The organism is Xanthobacter sp. 91 (assembly GCF_000702385.1).
Classification (GTDB): domain Bacteria; phylum Pseudomonadota; class Alphaproteobacteria; order Rhizobiales; family Xanthobacteraceae; genus Xanthobacter; species Xanthobacter aminoxidans.
Genome location: NZ_JNIB01000001.1, coordinates 632,343 through 650,701, shown reverse-complemented (window position 1 = coordinate 650,701; position 18,359 = coordinate 632,343). Strand labels below are relative to the sequence as shown.

The 18,359-nt window shown below is 68.7% G+C and carries 11 protein-coding genes; 6 read left to right on the top strand and 5 right to left on the bottom strand.

Translation table 11 applies throughout. The features are described 5' to 3' along the window. Positions 1-60: 60 nt before the first annotated feature. Together A37E_RS0103165 and A37E_RS0103160 are read right to left on the bottom strand one after the other, a co-directional pair. Positions 61-837, bottom strand: coding sequence for an SDR family oxidoreductase (locus A37E_RS0103165; protein ID WP_029555288.1), 777 nt, complete (start codon positions 835-837; stop codon positions 61-63). Between the two features lie 72 nt (positions 838-909). After that, on the bottom strand, positions 910-1,665 hold the full coding sequence (locus tag A37E_RS0103160; RefSeq protein WP_029555287.1) for a GntR family transcriptional regulator: 756 nt from the start codon (positions 1,663-1,665) through the stop codon (positions 910-912). A 131-nt stretch (positions 1,666-1,796) separates the two neighbouring features. Here A37E_RS0103160 and A37E_RS0103155 point away from each other — a divergent pair, with 131 nt between their 5' ends. The 5 genes from A37E_RS0103155 (at position 1,797) to A37E_RS0103135 (ending at position 9,183) form a co-directional block, all read left to right on the top strand. After that, positions 1,797-3,077 carry an ABC transporter substrate-binding protein gene (locus A37E_RS0103155; protein WP_245279258.1) on the top strand — a complete coding sequence of 427 codons (1,281 nt, stop codon included), beginning with the start codon at positions 1,797-1,799 and terminating at the stop codon, positions 3,075-3,077. Between the two features lie 376 nt (positions 3,078-3,453). Next, positions 3,454-4,329: a branched-chain amino acid ABC transporter permease gene (locus tag A37E_RS0103150; RefSeq protein ID WP_029555285.1), complete on the top strand. Its 876-nt coding sequence runs from the start codon at positions 3,454-3,456 to the stop codon at positions 4,327-4,329. A 101-nt stretch (positions 4,330-4,430) separates the two neighbouring features. Beyond that, positions 4,431-6,956, top strand: a complete 2,526-nt coding sequence (locus tag A37E_RS0103145; RefSeq protein ID WP_029555284.1) for a branched-chain amino acid ABC transporter ATP-binding protein/permease — start codon at positions 4,431-4,433, stop codon at positions 6,954-6,956. Between the two features lie 283 nt (positions 6,957-7,239). Continuing rightward, positions 7,240-8,187 (top strand): 3-hydroxyacyl-CoA dehydrogenase, encoded by a 948-nt coding sequence (locus tag A37E_RS0103140; protein WP_029555283.1) that lies wholly within the window; start codon positions 7,240-7,242, stop codon positions 8,185-8,187. A 45-nt stretch (positions 8,188-8,232) separates the two neighbouring features. Beyond that, entirely contained in the window at positions 8,233-9,183 is a 951-nt protein-coding gene (locus tag A37E_RS0103135; RefSeq protein ID WP_029555282.1) for a 3-keto-5-aminohexanoate cleavage protein, read from the top strand. 362 nt (positions 9,184-9,545) lie between these two features. Here A37E_RS0103135 and A37E_RS0103130 read toward each other — a convergent pair whose 3' ends face one another. Beyond that, the gene (locus tag A37E_RS0103130) at positions 9,546-10,967 is read right to left on the bottom strand and encodes a glutamate synthase subunit beta (RefSeq protein WP_029555281.1); all 1,422 of its coding nucleotides are present in this window, start codon (positions 10,965-10,967) and stop codon (positions 9,546-9,548) included. A 197-nt stretch (positions 10,968-11,164) separates the two neighbouring features. Beyond that, the gene (gene gltB, locus A37E_RS0103125) at positions 11,165-15,868 is read right to left on the bottom strand and encodes a glutamate synthase large subunit (protein ID WP_029555280.1); all 4,704 of its coding nucleotides are present in this window, start codon (positions 15,866-15,868) and stop codon (positions 11,165-11,167) included. 662 nt (positions 15,869-16,530) lie between these two features. Here gltB and A37E_RS0103120 point away from each other — a divergent pair. Then, on the top strand, positions 16,531-17,373 hold the full coding sequence (locus tag A37E_RS0103120; protein ID WP_029555279.1) for a hypothetical protein: 843 nt from the start codon (positions 16,531-16,533) through the stop codon (positions 17,371-17,373). Between the two features lie 15 nt (positions 17,374-17,388). Here A37E_RS0103120 and A37E_RS0103115 read toward each other — a convergent pair whose 3' ends face one another. Continuing rightward, on the bottom strand, positions 17,389-17,970 hold the full coding sequence (locus A37E_RS0103115; RefSeq protein WP_029555278.1) for a YqaA family protein: 582 nt from the start codon (positions 17,968-17,970) through the stop codon (positions 17,389-17,391). Between the last annotated feature and the right edge of the window lie 389 nt (positions 17,971-18,359).

The window sequence follows — 18,359 nt, the reverse complement described above, 5'->3', positions numbered from 1 at the left end:
GGAATAAAACGACTTTCGCCGCCCTCCGGCTGGGCTGGAGGGCGGCGGCGGTTCAGGTGCCTACACCAGCATCTGCATGTCGCCGTCCACCGCGATGGCCTGGCCGGAGATGGTGGAGCCCATCGGGGACGACAGGAAAACTGCAACATTGGCAAGGTGTTGCGGTGGGATGAGGCGCTTCAGCGAGGTGGCCGAGAGGGCCATCGCCTGCACCTCCTCCATGGACATGTTGCGCTCGCGCGCCTTGTTCTCGAACACCGATCGGATGCGCGGCCCGTCCACCGATCCGGGCAGTATGGCATTGGCGCGTATGCCGAATTCGCCCAGCTCCATGGCCAGGGACTTGATGAAGCCGACCACCCCCCACTTCGCCGCCGCATAGGGCGAGCGGAGCGGAAAGCCGAAGCGGCCGGCGGCCGAGGACAGGCCGATGATGGAGGCGTTCTCGCTCTCCTTCAGGGCCGGCACGGCGAGGCGGGTGACGTTGAAATGGCCGGTGATGTCCACCGCCAGAGTGCGGTCCCAGTCCTCCGGCGAGATCTGGTCCACGCGGCCGGTGGGGCCGGCGATTCCCGCATTGTTTACAAGCACATCGAGCCCGCCGAGACGGCCCAGCGCGCCGTCCATGAAGGCGGCGACCGAGGCTCGATCCGACACGTCGCACCAGGTGCCGACGGATCCCGGCGCGGTGGTCCCCAAGGCCTCCAAGGCGGCCTCGTCCACGTCGCAGACTTCCACCTTCGCCCCCTCCTTCAGGAAGGCGCGGGCGATTTCCAGGCCGATGCCGCCGGCGCCGGCGGTGACGATGACGCGGATGCCGGCAATGCCGAGGTCCATGGCGTTCTCCCTAGGTTTTCGGGTGGGGTATCGGTGCTGTCAGGTGCCGGTTCAGGCACGTTCAGTCTTGAATCAGTCCGGAAGCACGTCGCGCGAGAGGATGAAGTCGCCCGCGCTCCAGATATCCGCGACCAGCGCGTCCCGTGCCGCGTCCGAATCGCGGGCCTTGAGGGCGGCGACGAGGCGGGCGTGGTGGAGGTGCGCCTCCCCCTGCCGCACCCGCTCCGGGCCGGCGCGGAAATCGAGGTTGAGAACGGGGCCGATCTGCAGCCAGAGGCCCTCGATCATCCCCATCAGGGTGGGCAGGTGGGCGGCGCGGTAGAGGGCGAAGTGCAGGTCCTTGTTGTGGCGCATGGCGGCGGCGCCGTCCGGTCTCTTCTTGTCCCGCTCGGCGGCGAAGGCGCGCTCGCAGCGGACCACCTCGGCGATCTCTTCATCCGTCGCCTCGCGGGCGGCGGTGGCGGCGGCGAGGCCTTCGAGGCTGATGCGGATGAGGCGCAGTTCGGCGAAGCGGGCGCGGGGCATGAGGGGCACGCGCACGGCGCGGTTGGGCAGCACTTCCAGCGCGTTCTCGGCGACGAGGCGCGACACCGCTTCCCGGACCGGCATGGCGCTGGTGCCGATGGCGGCGGCCAGCCCCCGCAGGGTGAAGCGCTCGCCCGGCGCGGCACGGCCGGAGAGCAGAAGCTCCTTCAGATCGCCATAGACCTGATCGGCCAAAGTCTGGCGGACGATGCGGCCGACACGGGCATCGAGCGTCGCCGCCGGCTCGTCGCCGCGGACCTCTGAGGCATCGCCGTCTGCGGCGGAAGGTGTCTTGTGTTCCATGTTCCGCGTCTGCTATGTGTGATCACAGATAACAGATAGCCGAGCCAGTCGGCAATCATTCCGGAGCGGTCCGAACGGGAAAAATCCTGCCGCCGCAACGTCCAGCCGGATCCATGGGAGGAGACGACGCCGTGAACGACATTCCCCATCACGCCCGCATTGCGTCCGCATCCGTCGGTCGTCGCACGCTCCTGAAGGGCGTCGGCGCGGCCGCGCTTCTCGGTGGCGTCGGCATGCCGGCCATCGTGAAGGCGCAGGCCGACACCGTGACCTTCGGCCACCTCACCCCGCTCACCGGCTTCCTCGGCCCGCTCGGCGCCTATGGCCAGATGGGCGTGCAGCTCGCGGTGGAGGAGCTGAACGCGGCGGGCGGCATCAATGGCCGCAAGATCAACCTCGTGATGGAAGACAGCGTGAACCCCGCCACCGCCTCCTCCAAGGCGGAGCGCTACATCGAGCGCGACAAGGCGGCGGTGATCGTGGGCGAGATTTCCTCCGCCTCGGCGCTGGCCATCGCCCAGGTGGCGGCGCGCAACAAGATCGTATTCGTCAACACCGGCGGCAATTCCGATGCCCTGCGCGGCAAGGATTGCAACCGCTACATGTTCCATGTGGAAGGCGCCAACACCCAATATGTGAAGGCGGTGGGCGCGGCGATGCTGCGCGACGGCCTCATCAAGGGCAAGAAACTCTTCTTCCTCACCGCCGACTACGCCTTCGGCCACGATCTCTCCCGCGTCGCCAAGCGCTACATCGCCCAGAATGGCGGCGAGGTGATCGCCGACGAACTGGTGCCCACCGATGCCACGGACTTCTCGTCCTATCTCCTGAAGGTGCGCCAGTCGCGCCCGGACGTGGTGATCTCCAACCTCGCCGGAAACCAGATCACCAACTTCATCAAGCAGTATTCGGAATTCGGCCTCCAGTATCCGTTCGGCGGATTCGGCTTCGATACGGCGGTGGCCTGGGGCGCGGGCAAGGATGCCTTCGGCGGCATCTGGCCGCTCATCTGGCACCATGACGTCTCCGCCCCGTCCTCCAAGGCCTTCGTCGCCGCCTTCGTGAAGAAGTGGGGCAAGCCGCCGGAGAACCAGGCCTGGGGCGACTATGTGGCCACCAAGCTCGTCGCCCGCGCCATGATCGAGACCAAGAGCACGGATTCCGCGCAGATCATCTCCTTCTTCGAGAAGGAGAAGGAGCTGGACATCCTGAAGGGTCGCAAGGGCTACTTCCGCGACTGGGACCACCAGCTCATCCAGGAGATGTACACGGTGACGCCCCGCCCGGTGGCGCAGGTGAAGGACAATTGGGACATCATGGTCCTCGGCCCGGCCGTGCCCGGCGCCGGCACCGCCCTCGACGTGATCGCGCCCACCCCGGAAGAGAACGCCTGCACCTTCCCCGCGGGGTGAGGGGCGCCCCTCTCCCTGCAATGCGAGAGGTGCCGCTTTCACCGCCGTCGTGCCCGGCCTTGTGCCGGGCATCCACGTCGGGCCGAGGGGACGTTGTTCGGGAAGATGTTCCCAGCCGAACCACGTGGATGGCCGGGACAAGCCCGGCCATGACGGTTGATGCGGATAACCTATGTTCCTCCCCTCTCCCCCTGCGGGAGAGGGGCCGGGGGTGAGGGGTGGGGATGCCTCCGCGGGCACCGGCCAATGGCGCTCGCGGCGCCATACCTCTCACCCCAGCCTTCTCCCGCAAGGGGAGAGGGAGTCTGAGCGGCGCGGGGGCCGCCGTCGATGTCTGCCAGTAAAAACGCCTAAGGCCGGAGAAGATGCAATGCCCATGGAACTCGTCTTCCTCATCGAGCAATTGCTCAATGGGCTTCTGGTGGGTGTCGCCTATCTCTTGATCGCGCTGGGCCTCTCGCTCATCTTCTCCCTCGGCGGCATCGTGAACCTCGCCCATGGCGGCTTCTATGCCATCGGCGCCTATATCGGCGTCGAGGTTGGCAACCGCTTCGGCTTTCCCGCCGCCTTCGTCGCCGCGCCCCTCTCCGTGGCGCTCATCGGCATGGTCATCGAGCGCACCCTGTTCTCGCGCTTCTACCGGGCCGATCCCATCCTCTCGCTGCTGCTCACCTTCGGCCTCGCCATGGTGATCGAGCAGGCGCTGCGCATGGCCTTCGGCGCCACGCCCATTCCCTTCTCCATTCCCGCCTTCCTCAAAGGGCAGGTGTTCCTCGGCGACTTCATCTATTCGCGCTATCGCCTCGCCATCCTGGTGGTGGCGGCGGCGGCGGTGCTGGGCCTGTGGCTGCTGCTCCAGCGCACCGCCTTCGGCCGTGTGGTGCGGGCGGGCGTGCAGAACCCGGACATGGTGGGCGCGCTCGGCATCTCGCTTACCCCCTATCTCACGGCGGTGGCGGCCATCGGCATCGGCCTTGCGGGCCTCGCCGGCATCATGCTCGCGCCGATCTCCGGCGTGCATCCGGCCATGGGCTCGGAAATCCTCACCGCCGCCTTCGTGGTGGTGGTCATCGGCGGTCTCGGCTCCTTCTGGGGCGTGGTGGCGGCGGGGCTGCTGGTGGGCCTCGTGCGCGGCCTCACGGTCTATTTCATCCCGCCGGCGGCCGAGGCGTCCATGTACGTCCTGATGCTGGCGGTGCTGCTCGCCCGGCCGCGCGGCCTGTTCGGCGAGCGCATCCTGCGCTTCGAGTGACCGCCATGCCCAAGGCCTCCACCGCGCCTTCCGTGACTGCGACATCTCCCTCGCCAGAAGCCGCGCCGAGCGCGGCGTGCCCTCCCGCCACAGGAGCCGCGATGCTCGCCCGCAATGCCAACCTCATCGTCGCCGCGGTGGCGCTGGCCCTTCTGCCCGCGTTGCTCTCCGCCCTCGGCCTGACGGTGACCTCCGCCACCGACGTGGTGATCCTCGCCCTCGCCTGCATGGCGCTGAACCTGCTCGTGGGCTACACCGGCCTCGTCTCCTTCGGCCATGGCGCGTGGTTCGGGCTCGGCGCCTATGCGGCGGCGCTGGTGCAGCAGCGGCTGTTTCCCGAGTGGGGCCTCGTGCTCGCGATCCCAGCGGCGGTGCTGGTGACGCTGGCGGCCATCCCGGTGGGCTACGTGGTGCTGCGCCGGCGCGGCGTCTATTTCTCGCTGCTGACGCTGGCGCTGACTGCGCTGGCCTACACCATCGCCTTCCGCTGGACCGCCGTGACCGGCGGCGAGAACGGCCTCGGCGGCGTCAATCGCGGCCCCTTCCTCGGCCTCGATGTGGATCGCAACGCCACCTTCTACTGGGTGGTGGCGGGCGCGGCCTTCCTCATCATCCTCACCCTCCAGCGCTTCGTGCGCTCGCCGGTGGGCACGGTGCTCGTCGCCATCCGCGAGAACGAGCAGCGGGCGCGCTTCATCGGCTACGATACGCGGGCCTACAAGATCGCCTGCTTCACCCTCTCGGCCGGCCTCACCGCGTTCGCCGGGGCGCTGCTCGCCTTCAACCACCGCTTCGCCTCGGCCGATCCCATCGCCATCGCCTTTTCCGGCGAGCTGCTGGCCATGGTGGTCATCGGCGGCATGCGCTCCTTCCTCGGGCCGGCGCTGGGCGCGCTGTTTTTCGTGCTGTTCCGCGAGTTCCTGTCCATGTGGACGGCGAACTGGCTGTTCTGGTTCGGCCTCCTGTTCATGGCCTTCATCGTCTTCTCGCCCACCGGGCTCGTGGGCGTCGCCGGCCGGCTGCTGGCACCGCTCCGGAAGAAGACCATCGAGGCCGCCGCCATGGGCCGGCGCACCTCGGCGGAAAAACGGCCGCTGCCGTCCTCCCTCACCGCCCGCGCGCGGTGGGAGAGCCCGGCGCCGCTGCTGGAGGCGAAGAACCTCGCTCTGGGCTTCGGCGCCATCAAGGCGGTGCGGGCCGGCGCGGTGGCGGTGAAGGACCGCACCCTCCACGCCCTCATCGGCCCCAACGGTGCGGGCAAGACCTCCACCTTCAACATGATCTCCGGCATGTTCGCCCCCAATGCCGGCGAAATCCGCCTCGCCGGCGAGCGCATCGACGGGCTCTCCCCCAATCAGGTGTGCATGAAGGGCCTCGCGCGCTCCTTCCAGATCACCAATCTGTTCCCGACCCTTTCCGTGGAGGAAAACCTGCGCCTCGGCGTGCAGGCCACCCACAAGAGCCGCTTCGACCCCTGGCGCGATGCCGCGTCCATCCCCGAGATCAATGCCGAGACGGCGGAGATGGTGGCCTTCCTGGGCGTCGCGGGCATGGAAAGGGCGGAGGCGGGCGCGCTCTCCTACGGCGGGCAGAGGCTGCTGGACATGGGTCTTGCCCTCACGTCCCGTCCGCGCGTGCTGCTGCTGGACGAGCCTTTGGCGGGCCTCGCGGCGGCGGAGCGCAACCGCGTCTCCAACCTCATCAAGGACATCTCCGCCGAGGTGCCGGTGCTGCTGGTGGAGCACGACATCGACCGCGTGTTCGAACTGGCCGACGCGGTGACCGTGATGGCCGACGGCGCGGTGCTGGTGGACGGCACGGTGGAGGATGCGCGCTCCGACAAGCGCGTGCAGGAGGTCTATATCGGCTCCGGTGCCGCGGCGCTGGCCGCCCGCGACCTTCAATCCGCCGCCACCGACACCATCATGCTGCGGCTCCACGGCATCGACGCCTTCTACGGCAAGAGCCGCATCCTGGCCGGCGTCTCGCTGGAGGCGAAGGAGGGCGAGATCCTCGCGCTGCTCGGCCGCAACGGGGCGGGCAAGTCCACGTTGCTCAAGGCCATCACCGGCATCGTCAAGCCCATGAACGGGTCGCTGACTTTGGCGGGCGAGGAACTCATGGGCCTCTCCTCCGCCGCCATCGCCCGGCGCGGCGTCGGCTACGTGCCGCAGGGCCGGGCGCTGTTCCACGGCATGAGCGTGCGCCACAACCTCGAACTCGGGCGGCTGAAGCGCATCACCGGTGCCGGAAAGCATTTCAGCGAGGAGGAAGTGCTGGACCTCTTCCCCCGCCTGAAGGTGCGCATGGACACGCCCGCCGATCTCCTCTCCGGCGGCGAGCAGCAGATGGTGGCGGTGGCCCGCGCGCTCATGGGCGACACCCGCGTGCTGCTGCTGGACGAGCCGTTCGAGGGCCTCTCCCCGGCCGTCACCGAGGAACTGTTCGACGCCTTCGACCGGCTGCGCCGCTCGCTCACCCTCGTCATCGTCGATCACCATCTCGATGTGGTGCTGAACCTCGCCGACCGCGCCGTGGTGCTGGAGCGCGGCGAGGTGGTCCACGAAGGCCCCGCCCGGCCGCTGGCGCGCGACCTCGATCTGCGGAGGCAGGTGCTGTGGCTGTGAGGGGTGGGGCAATGACCTCCAAAAGCCACCCCTCTCCCCTTGCGGGAGAGGGGATGGGGGTGAGGGGTGGGAGCCCCTCCTCCATCGCGCTCATCGGTCAAACGACACCACCCCCTCATCCGGCTCGCGGCTTCGCCGCGATCCACCTTCTCCCGCGAGGCGAGAAGGGTCGTCCGATGGGCATCGCCGGCTGCGCCGACTTTTCCCCTGGGCCCCGGCTCGGCGCTCCGGCTGCGCCGTCGCTGGTCCGGGGCGCAAGCTTATTCGACCTCAAGAGGCATCCATGACCAAGATCGCCATCATCGGCTCGGGCTTCATCGGCCGGGCCTGGGCCATCACCTTCGCCCGCGCCGGGTTCGACGTGGCGCTCGCCGACAAGGCGCCGGGCGCGCCGCAGGCGGCGCTCGCTTATATCGAAGGCGTGCTGCCGGACCTCGCGGCCAACGACCTGCTCAACGGCGCCACCCCCGAGGCCGTGCGCGCGCGCCTTTCCGCAGCCGGCTCCTATGCGGAAGCGCTGGAGGGCGCCGTGCACGCGCAGGAGAACGCGCCGGAAGACCTCGCCCTCAAGCAGGCGCTCTATGCGGAGCTGGACGCGATTGCCGCGCCCGAGACCGTGCTGGCCTCCTCCACTTCGGCGATCCTGCCGTCACGCTTTTCCGAGAACCTGACGCATCGCGAGCGGGTGTGCGTGTGCCACCCCATCAACCCGCCCTATCTGATCCCGGCGGTGGAAGTGGTGCCCGCGCCGTGGACCTCCGCGGACACCATGACCCGCGCCGCCGACCTCATGCGCGCGGCCGGCCAGTCGCCCATCGTGATGAAGCGCGAGCTGGACGGATTCGTGATGAACCGCATGCAGGGCGCGCTGCTGGAAGAGGCGTTCCGCCTCTTGGCGGACGGCTATGCCAGCGTCGAGGACGTGGACATCGGCATCCGCGAGGGGCTGGCGCTGCGCTGGTCCTTCATGGGACCGTTCGAGACCATCGACCTCAACGCGCCCGGCGGCGTCGCCGACTATGTGGCGCGCTACCAGCAGATCTACGAGCGCATTTCGCCCGACCAGTGGCGCCGCGTGGACTGGGCCGGGCCGGTGCTGGAAACCGTGCTGGCCGAGCGCCGCGCGCGCCTCGCCCATGATGCCCTTCAGGAGCGGCAGGTGTGGCGCGACCGCCGGCTGATGGCGCTGGCCGCCCACAAGCGCAAGGCCGACAAGGATATCGGCGCCTGAACTTTCGTGCCTTCCGACATTCCCGACCATAGAGGCAAGACCATCATGACCGAGGCAGCCCCCAAGAAATCCAATCGCAAGGTCATCATCACCTGCGCCATCACGGGGGCGATCCACACGCCCACCATGTCGCCCTACCTGCCCATCACGCCGGACGAGATCGTCGCCGACGCGCTGAAGGCGGCCGAGGCCGGCGCGGCCATCCTGCACCTGCACGCGCGCAACCCGGAGACCGGCCAGCCGGACCAGACGCCGGAGGCCTTCGCGCCCTTCCTGCCGCGCATCAAGCAGGCCACCAGCGCGGTCATCAACATCACCTCCGGCGGCAGCCCTTACATGAAGGTGGAGGAGCGCGTGCTGCCCGCCGCCACCTTCAAGCCGGAAGTTGCCTCCCTCAACATGGGCTCCATGAATTTCGGGCTGTTCCACCTGCTCGACAAGTACAAGGAGTTCAAGCACCCGTGGGAGAAGACGCATCTTGAGAACACGCGCGATCTCGTCTTCCGCAACACCTTCAAGGATATCGAATATATCCTGACCACCTGCTACGATAACGGCACGCGCTTCGAGTTCGAGTGCTACGACATCGGCCATCTCTACAATCTCGCGCACTTCCTGGAGCGCGGGCTGGTGAAGCCGCCGCTGTTCGTGCAGTCCGTGTTCGGGCTCCTCGGCGGCATCGGTCCCCACCCCGAGGACGTGATGCACATGAAGCGCACCTGCGACCGGCTGTTCGGCGACCAGTATCGCTGGTCCGTGCTCGGCGCCGGCCGCAACCAGCTCCCCATCGCCGCCATGGCCGCCTCCATGGGCGGCAACATCCGGGTGGGACTGGAGGATTCGCTCTGGGCCGGCCGTGGCAAGCTCGCCACCTCCAACGCCGATCAGGTGAAGCTCGCCGCCAAGATCATCGAGGGGCTCGGGCTGGAAGTGGCCAGCCCCGACGAGGCGCGCGAGATCCTGCAGCTCAAGGGTGCCGACAAGACGAACATCTGAGGGGGCTCGGCGGCGGGGGCTCGTCTCGCGAGCCCTCGCATTCCCGCCACCGCCGTCATGGCCGGGCTTGTCCCGGCCATCCACGTGGATGGGCCGGGAACATGCGTTTTGGCCATCGTCCTGTCGGCCCGACGTGGATGCCCGGCACAAGGCCGGGCATGACGGCGGGTCCGGGAACCGCCCTCGCGCCCCGGACGCATGCAGCGATAGCGGAATGCGATCCGGGGCCCAGCGCAAGGGACCGCCGAAGGCGCTTCTCTATTCAGGCGCTCCCGGGAATTGCCCCGCTGCGCGGGGAGTCTTGCGCTGGCCCCCGGATCAGCGCTCCGGCTTGCGCCGTCGCTTGTCCGGGGAACGGGCGCTCAGCGCGGCAGGGTCGTCGCGCCCATCAGGTCCTTGTCGATGGCGTGGGCGGCCTGGCGGCCTTCGCGGATGGCCCAGACCACCAGCGACTGGCCACGGCGCATGTCGCCGGCGGCGTAGAGCTTCGGCACGGAGGTGGCATAGGCCTCCTCGTCCGCCTTCACGTTGCCGCGCTTGTCCAGCGCCGCGCCGGACTGCTCGATGAGCCCGGCGAACAGCGGGTGGGCGAAGCCGATGGCGAGGAAGACGAGATCGGCGCGCAGCACGAACTCGGTGCCGGGAATGGGCTGGCGCTTGGCATCCACGCGGGCGCACTTGACGCCGGTGACGCGGCCGTTGCGGCCCTCGATGCCCAGCGTCGCGCAGGCGAACTCGCGCTCGGCGCCCTCGGCCTGGGAGGAGGAGGTGCGGAACTTGGTGGGCCAGAAGGGCCACACCGCCAGCTTGTCCTCCTTCATGGGCGGCACCGCGCGGATGTCGAGCTGGGTGACGGAGAGCGCGCCCTGGCGGAAGGCGGTGCCCACGCAGTCGGAGGCGGTGTCGCCGCCGCCCACCACCACCACATGCTTGCCGCCGGCGAGGATCGGGATCTCGTTCACCGGCTCGTCGCTCTCGCGGCGGTTGGACTGCACGAGATAGGGCATGGCGAAGTGCACGCCCTCCATCTCCTGGCCGGGGAGGCCCGGATCGCGCGGGGCCTCGGTGCCGCCGGCGAGCAGCACCGCGTCGTGGCCGTCGAGGAGTTCCTGCAGGGGGCGGACCACACCGATGTTCTCGTTGTAGTGGAAGGTGACGCCTTCCGCCTCCATCTGCTTCACCCGGCGGTCGATGTGGTGCTTCTCCATCTTGAAGTCGGGAATGCCGTAGCGCAGCAGGCCGCCGGCCTTGGGCTCGCGCTCATAGACATGCACGTCGTGGCCGGCGCGGGCGAGCTGCTGGGCGGCGGCAAGGCCGGCCGGGCCGGAGCCGATGATGGCCACCTTCTTGCCGGTCTTCACCGCGGCGGGCTCGGGCTTGATCCAGCCCTTCTTCCACGCCTTGTCGGCGATGGCCTGCTCCACCGTCTTGATGGTGACGGGCACGTCCTCGAGGTTCAGCGTGCAGGCTTCCTCGCACGGGGCGGGGCAGATGCGGCCGGTGAACTCGGGGAAATTGTTGGTGGAGTGGAGGTTGCGCGCGGCCTCTTCCCACTCGTTGCGATAGACGAGGTCGTTCCAGTCCGGGATCTGGTTGTTGACCGGGCAGCCGGTGGAGCCGTGGCAGAAGGGGATGCCGCAATCCATGCAGCGCGACGCCTGGTTCTCCACCTCGGCGTCGGGCAGCGGCAGCGTGAACTCGCGGAAATGGCGGATGCGGTCGGATGCGGGCTGATACTTCTGCTCGCGCCGATCAATCTCCAGGAACCCCGTGACCTTGCCCATAAAAACCTCGTTGGCGAACCTTGAGGGAACCGCCGCGCGCGCCGGATGTCTCCGCGTGCCGCACCACCAGTTCCATTACAAGAATTGTTCCAGCTTGAGGACTCGGTTTTCGCGCGCGTTTCCGCACGGGCGACCGGCCCGCGTGCCGGCCGTTCGGGGCCGGCCGGCGTCCCCTCCGGAGAGGGGACGCTCCTGCCTCATTCGGCCGCCGCGAGGCCGCGGCGCTTCTCCATCTCGCGCAGGGCACGGCGGTATTCCACCGGCATCACCTTGACGAACTTGGAGCGGTAGTCCGCCCAGTTGTCGAGGATCATCTGCGCCCGCGCCGAGCCCGTGTGGTGCAGGTGCTTGGCGATGAGCTGGTGCAGGCGCTCCTCGTCGTGGCGGGACATGTCGCCCTGCACGTCGATGCGGCCCTTGAACTCCAGGTCGCCGCCGTGGTGGTGGAGGCGCTCAAGCAGGTCCTCCTCCTCCTCCACCGGCTCCAGGTCCACCATGGAGAGGTTGCAGCGCTTGGCGAAGCTCTTGTCCTCGTCGAGCACGTAGGCGACGCCGCCGGACATGCCGGCCGCGAAGTTGCGTCCCGTGGGGCCGATGACCACCACGATGCCGCCGGTCATGTATTCGCAGCCATGGTCGCCGGTGCCTTCGACGACGGCGATTGCCCCCGAATTGCGCACCGCGAAGCGTTCGCCGGCGATGCCGTGGAAGTAGCATTCACCCTCGGTCGCGCCATACATCACGGTGTTGCCGACGATGATGGAGTTCTCCGGAACGATGGCCGAATGCGCCGGCGGCCGCACGATGATGCGCCCGCCCGACAGGCCCTTGCCCACGTAGTCGTTGGCCTCGCCGATGAGGTCGAAGGTGACGCCCGCGGCGAGGAAGGCGCCGAAGGCCTGGCCCGCCGTGCCCGAGAGGGTGACGTGGATGGTGTCGTCCGGCAGGCCGGCGCCGCCATGGGCCTTGGCCACCGCGCCCGAGAGCATGGCGCCGGCGGAGCGGTCCACCGAGCGGATGGGGGTCTCGATGACCACCTTCTCGCCGCGCTCCAGCGCCGGGGCCGCCTTTGCGATGAGAGTGCGGTCGAGCACCTTCTCGATGGGGTGGTGCTGGCGCTCGGTGTGGCGGATGCCGACCTCGGCCGGCACCTGCGGCACCGCGAAGATGCGCGAGAAGTCGAGGCCCTTGGCCTTCCAGTGGTCGATGGCGGCCTTCTGGTCCAGCACGTCGGCGCGGCCCACCATCTCTTCCAGCTTGCGGAAGCCGAGGGAGGCCATGATCTCCCGCACCTCTTCCGCGATGAAGAAGAAGTAGTTGATGACGTGCTCGGGCGTGCCCTTGAAGCGCTTGCGCAGCACGGGGTCCTGCGTCGCCACGCCCACCGGGCAGGTGTTCAGGTGGCACTTGCGCATCATGATGCAGCCCGCCGCGATGAGCGGGGCGGTGGAGAAGGCGAACTCGTCGGCGCCGAGCAGGGCGCCGATGATGACGTCCCGGCCGGTGCGCAGGCCGCCGTCCACCTGCAGCGCGACGCGCGAGCGCAGGCGGTTGGCCACCAGCGTCTGCTGGGTCTCGGCGAGGCCCATCTCCCACGGCGAGCCGGCGTGCTTGATGGAGGTGAGCGGGCTCGCGCCCGTGCCGCCCTCGAAGCCGGAGATGGTGATGTGGTCGGCGCGCGCCTTGGCGACGCCGGCCGCCACCGTGCCTACGCCGACCTCGGAGACGAGCTTCACCGACACGTCCGCGTCGGGGTTCACGTTCTTCAGGTCGTAGATGAGCTGGGCCAGGTCCTCGATGGAATAGATGTCATGGTGCGGGGGCGGGGAGATGAGGCCCACGCCCGGAGTGGAGTGGCGCACCTTGGCGATCACCGCGTCCACCTTGTGGCCGGGCAACTGGCCGCCCTCGCCGGGCTTGGCCCCCTGCGCGACCTTGATCTGCATCACGTCGGAATTGACGAGATATTCCGCCGTCACGCCGAAGCGGCCGGAGGCCACCTGCTTGATGGCGGAGCGCATGCTGTCGCCATTGGGCAGGGGCTTGAAGCGCTCCGGCTCCTCGCCGCCCTCGCCGGTGTTCGACTTGCCGCCGATCCGGTTCATGGCGATGGCAAGCGTGGTGTGCGCCTCGCGCGAGATGGAGCCGAACGACATGGCGCCGGTGACGAAGCGCTTCACGATCTCGGAGGCGGGCTCCACCTCGGAGATGTCCACGCTCGCCTGCCCGATCTCGCCCGCCGACCGGATGCGGAACAGCGAGCGCACGGTGAGGAGGCGCTTGTCCTCCTCGTTGATCATGGCGGCGAACGCCCTGTACTTGTCCTGCGCGTTGCCGCGCACGGCGTGCTGGAGCGCCGAGACCGAATCCGGCGACCACGCATGGTCCTCGCCGCGGATGCGGTAGGCGTATTCGCCGCCCACATCGAGCGCCATGCGGAACACGGGTGCGTCCGAGAAGGCGAGGGTGTGCCGCAGCACGGTCTCTTCCGCGATCTCCGGCAGGCCCACGCCCTCGATGGTGGTGGCGGTGCCGAAGAAATACTTCCGCACCAGCTCGGAGGAGAGGCCCACCGCGTCGAAGATCTGCGCGCCGCAATAGGACTGGTAGGTGGAGATGCCCATCTTGGACATCACCTTCAGCAGGCCCTTGTCAATGGACTTGATGAAGCGCTTCACGATCTCCTTGTCGTCCACCTCCTCCGGAATCTCGTCCTTCATGGAGAGCAGGGTCTCGAAGGCGAGATAGGGGTTGATGGCCTCGGCGCCGTAGCCGGCGAGACAGGCGAAGTGATGCACCTCCCGCGCCTCACCGGTCTCGACCACAAGGCCGACCGAGGTGCGCAGGCCCTTGCGGATGAGGTGGTGGTGCACCGCCGCCGTGGCGAGCAGCGCCGGGATCGGGATGCGGTCCGGTCCGATCATGCGGTCGGACAGGATGATGATGTTGTAGCCGCCGTGGACCGCCGCCTCGGCGCGCTCGCACAGCCGCTCGACGGCATCCTCCATGCCCGCCGCGCCCTTGTCGGAGGGGTAGGTGATGTCCAGCGTCCGGGTGTCGAACCGCTCCTCCATGAAGCCGATGGAGCGGATCTTCTCCAGGTCCTCGTTGGTGAGGATGGGCTGGCGCACCTCAAGCCGCTTGCGGCGGGCGTTGCCCTCCAGGTCGAAGATGTTCGGCCGCGGCCCGATGAAGGAGACGAGGCTCATCACCAGCTCCTCGCGGATCGGGTCGATGGGCGGGTTCGTCACCTGCGCGAAATTCTGCTGGAAGTAGCTGAACAGCGACTTGGACTTGTTGGACAGCACGCTGATGGGCGTGTCGGTGCCCATGGAGCCGACCGCTTCCTGGCCGGTGATGGCCATGGGCGCCATGAGCAGCTTCAGGTCTTCCTGCGTGTAGCCGAACGCCTGCTGGCGATCGAGCAGCGACACGTCGGTGCGCACCTCGCGCGCCTCCACGGGGCGCAGGTCCTCAAGCACGAGCTGGGTGTGCTTCAGCCACTCCTTGTAGGGGTTGGCGCGGGCCAGCTCGGTCTTGATCTCCTCGTCGGGGACGAGGCGGCCTTCCTCAAGGTCCACCAGCAGCATCTTGCCGGGCTGGAGGCGCCACTTGGTGACGATCTTTTCCTCGGGCAGCGTGAGCACGCCCATTTCCGAGGCGAGGACGATGGTGTCGTCGTTCGTCACCATGTAGCGGGCGGGGCGCAGGCCGTTGCGGTCCAGCGTCGCGACGATCTTCCGGCCGTCGGTGGCGACGATGGCGGCAGGGCCGTCCCACGGCTCCATGAGGGAGGCGTGATACTCGTAGAAGGCGCGCCGCTCCTCGTCCATGAGCGGGTTGCCGGCCCAGGCCTCGGGCACCAGCATCATAGCCGCGTGGGGCAGGGAATAGCCGCCCTGCACCAGAAATTCGAGCGCGTTGTCGAAGCAGGCGGTGTCCGACTGCCCTTCATAGCTGATGGGCCAGAGCTTGGAGATGTCGGCGCCGAACAGCTCGGAATCCACGCTCGCCTGCCGCGCCGCCATCCAGTTGACGTTGCCGCGCAGGGTGTTGATCTCGCCGTTGTGCGCCACCATGCGATAGGGGTGGGCCAGCGGCCAGGCCGGGAAGGTGTTGGTGGAGAAGCGCTGGTGCACGAGGGCGAGCGCGCTCTCGAAGTCCGGGTCGTGCAGGTCCGGATAATAGGCGCCGAGCTGGTCGGCCAGGAACATGCCCTTGTAGACCAGCGTGCGGACCGACAGCGACACCGGATAATAGCCGGCGGTGCGCGGGTCCCGTGCGCCGTAGACGGTGTTGGAGATCACCTTGCGCAGCACGAACAGGCGGCGCTCGAAGCCGTCCTCGTCGCCCGCGAACTCGCCGCGGCCGATGAAGATCTGCACGTGCTTGGGCTCGGTCGGCAGCACGCTGACGCCGAGGGAGGAATTGTCGGTGGGCACGTCGCGCCAGCCGATGAGCTCGAAGCCCTCTTCCGCCACCACACGCTCGTAGGCGGCGCGGACGATGGCCTCACCCTCGGCCTCGCGCGGCATGAAGATGTGGCCGACGGCATACTGGCCGGGCTCCGGCAAGGCGAAGCCGAGGCGGGCCGCTTCCTTGGCGAAGAACTTGTGCGGGATCTGCACCAGCATGCCCGCGCCGTCGCCGGCGCGCGGATCGGCGCCCACGGCGCCGCGGTGCTCCAGATTGAGCAGGATGTTGATGCCGTCCTGCACGATGCGGTGGCTCTTGCGGCCCTTGATGTCGGCGATGAAGCCGACGCCGCAGGCGTCACGCTCGTGCGCCGGGTCGAACAGGCCGAAGGCGTCCGGACGGCCGACGATCGCCGTGTCTTTCACGGCGGCGGCAGTCTGAGCCACGCTTCCGATCAAGCCATCCTTGCGATCCATCGGTGCCATCTGACCATTCCTTTTCCATAGGGCGGCGCGCCGCCCGCATTTTCCGGCTGTGCCGCCGGCTTCCCCAGACTGTCGGTGCCCATGCGCATCGCGCCGGGCGCCGGACCCCCTTCGCCCGGACGGGGCGTCCCGGCGATATCCGATACCTGCTTTGCAACTTTTGCACCACAGCCGCGCCGCGCGGAACTGCGCCTCCGTCCGACTTCGGCCGGCGACGCGCCGGCCCTGTGGAACGTGAGCTCGGCAATTCGGCGCGCACGGGAGATAGGGAAGTACGACTGCCCTATCTCGGCGAAGATGACAGAAAAGCAGCAGCCTCACAAGCGCCACGATGGCGCAGAAGCGGTCAAATTGGCGAAAAATTGCGCGACTGGCGGTTCTGGCGCAAGAACGGTACGGGGCGGTTGGCCCGCGCGCAACGGGATTTCGGCGCCTCCCGGCGGGTCCGATGCCCGATGCGGCCGATTGCCGGCTCCCGCCCCAATTTTGCGTCCCGAGTTGCGTCCTGACTTGCGTCCTACGGCTGCCGCATTGGAAGGCTTAGGTGAACGGGAATCAGGCGGCTCCGCCGGGTCCCGTCCTCGCATGCGTGGACGCGCGCGGAGAAGAAGGGGCGCAAGCCGACCGACCGCCTCACGTTTCTACCGTTCCGGAGCAGCGCCGTGCACCACACCCTCTCCCATCCCCTCGGCTCCCGGCCGGTGCTGCGCGCGGCCGCCGTTTCTGCCCTTCTCATCGGCAGCGCTCTGCCGGCCGCGGCGCAGGTGCTGATCTATGAGGGGCAGCCGGGCCTTGCGCCGCGCGGCTATCCGGTGCCGCCCGGCGCCTATCCGCCCGGCACCTATCCCGGCGGGGCGTATGGGGTGCCGCAGGCGCGCTATCCGGTGCTGCCGCCCGAGGAGATCCGGTCCATCGTCCAGAGCATGGGCTATTGGAGCATCGGTGCGCCCAAGCTCTCCGGCCGCTTCTATCTGGTTGCCGCATCCGATCAGGAGGGGCGGGCGCTCCTGCGGGTGAATGCCTTCACCGGCCGGGTGGTGAGCGCGCGCGCCATTCCGGGTGGTCCCGGCGGTCCCGCCGTGGCCGCGCCGGCCCCCGCGCCCCAGCGCCAGGCACCGCCCGCGACGGCGCGCGCCGTTCCCCCGGCCCCGGCACCGTCCTATTCCGCCCCGTCGCCGTCGGTTGCCGGAACCCCGGCGCCGCTGCCGCCCCAGCGCCCGCCGGAGGCGACCATGGCCGCCATCACGCCCGCGCCTGCGGTGGTTGCGCCCGCCGCGCCCGAGCCTGCTGCTGCCGCGGCTCCCGCGGCCCAGCCGACGCCCGGCGCCAGCGCGAATGCGCCGGCCGGGCAGACGGCCGCCCAGCAATCGGCCAACGCCGCCCCCTCCGCGACCCCAGCGAGCCCGGCCCAGCCGCAGAAGCGCAAGGCGGGCGCCGGCACGGCGACCACCGACAGCGCGTCGGCGGGCACCGCCTCGGTGCTGTCGCGTCCGAAAGGTCAGTAGGGAAGGCCGGCGGCCTCAGACGAAATAGGCCGCCGCCACCAGTCCGATCACGATGACGGCCAGCAGCCCCAGCGTGACGAGGCCGAGCCGCTTCTCGATGAACTCGCGCGCGGACGGGCCGAAATAGTACAGGATCGCCGCCAGCAGGAAGAAGCGGGCGCCGCGGGTGATCACCGACAGCACGAAGAACCAGAACAGGCTGTAGTTGGCGAAGCCCGAGGTGATCGTGACCAGCTTGAACGGGATCGGCGTGAGCCCCTTCAGGAGGATCACCCAGTGCCCGTAATGGGCGTAGGCGGCGCGGAACTGGTCGACCTTCTGGCCGTAGCCGTAAAGCTCGATGAGGAACTTGCCCACGCTGTCATAGAGCAGCGCGCCGATGGCGTAGCCGACGAGGCCGCCCAGCACCGAGGCGATGGTGGCGATGAGGGCGTAGCGCCAGGCCTTGTCCGGCCGCGCCAGCGTCATGGGCACCTGCAGCACGTCCGGCGGCACCGGAAACACCGAGCTTTCCGCAAAGGCGACGAGGGCGAGGGCCCAGGGTGCCGACGGCTTCGACGAATACGCGATGATCCAGTCGTAGAGCTTGCGGAGCATGGGCGCCTTGCTGCGTCGCGAAATGGTGCCCTCGCTTAGAGCCTGGAACGATCCGAGTAAAGCGCCGCGCGGGCCTGCCGGCACGGCCTTTCGCCAGCCCGCGGCGCGGGCTCTCCTTCGCCGCGTCTGCGCCGGGATGTACCCCGCTGCGGCACCGCGTAAACCGCTGCTTTACCACCCCGGTTCACGCAAGGGCGCTGTGACTCGCAGGACACAGACACGTGACGCGGCGCGGTGTAAACCCGGTTTCGCTGCGGTCGAGTCGCGGGGGCGATACCCCGGTCGCGGTGCCGGCGGGGCGGGCCACGCCCCGGACGATTTCCGGGGAACACCCCGGTGCCGTTCAGTCTTTATGAACCGCTGCTGAAACACTCATTCAGCTCCGGTGC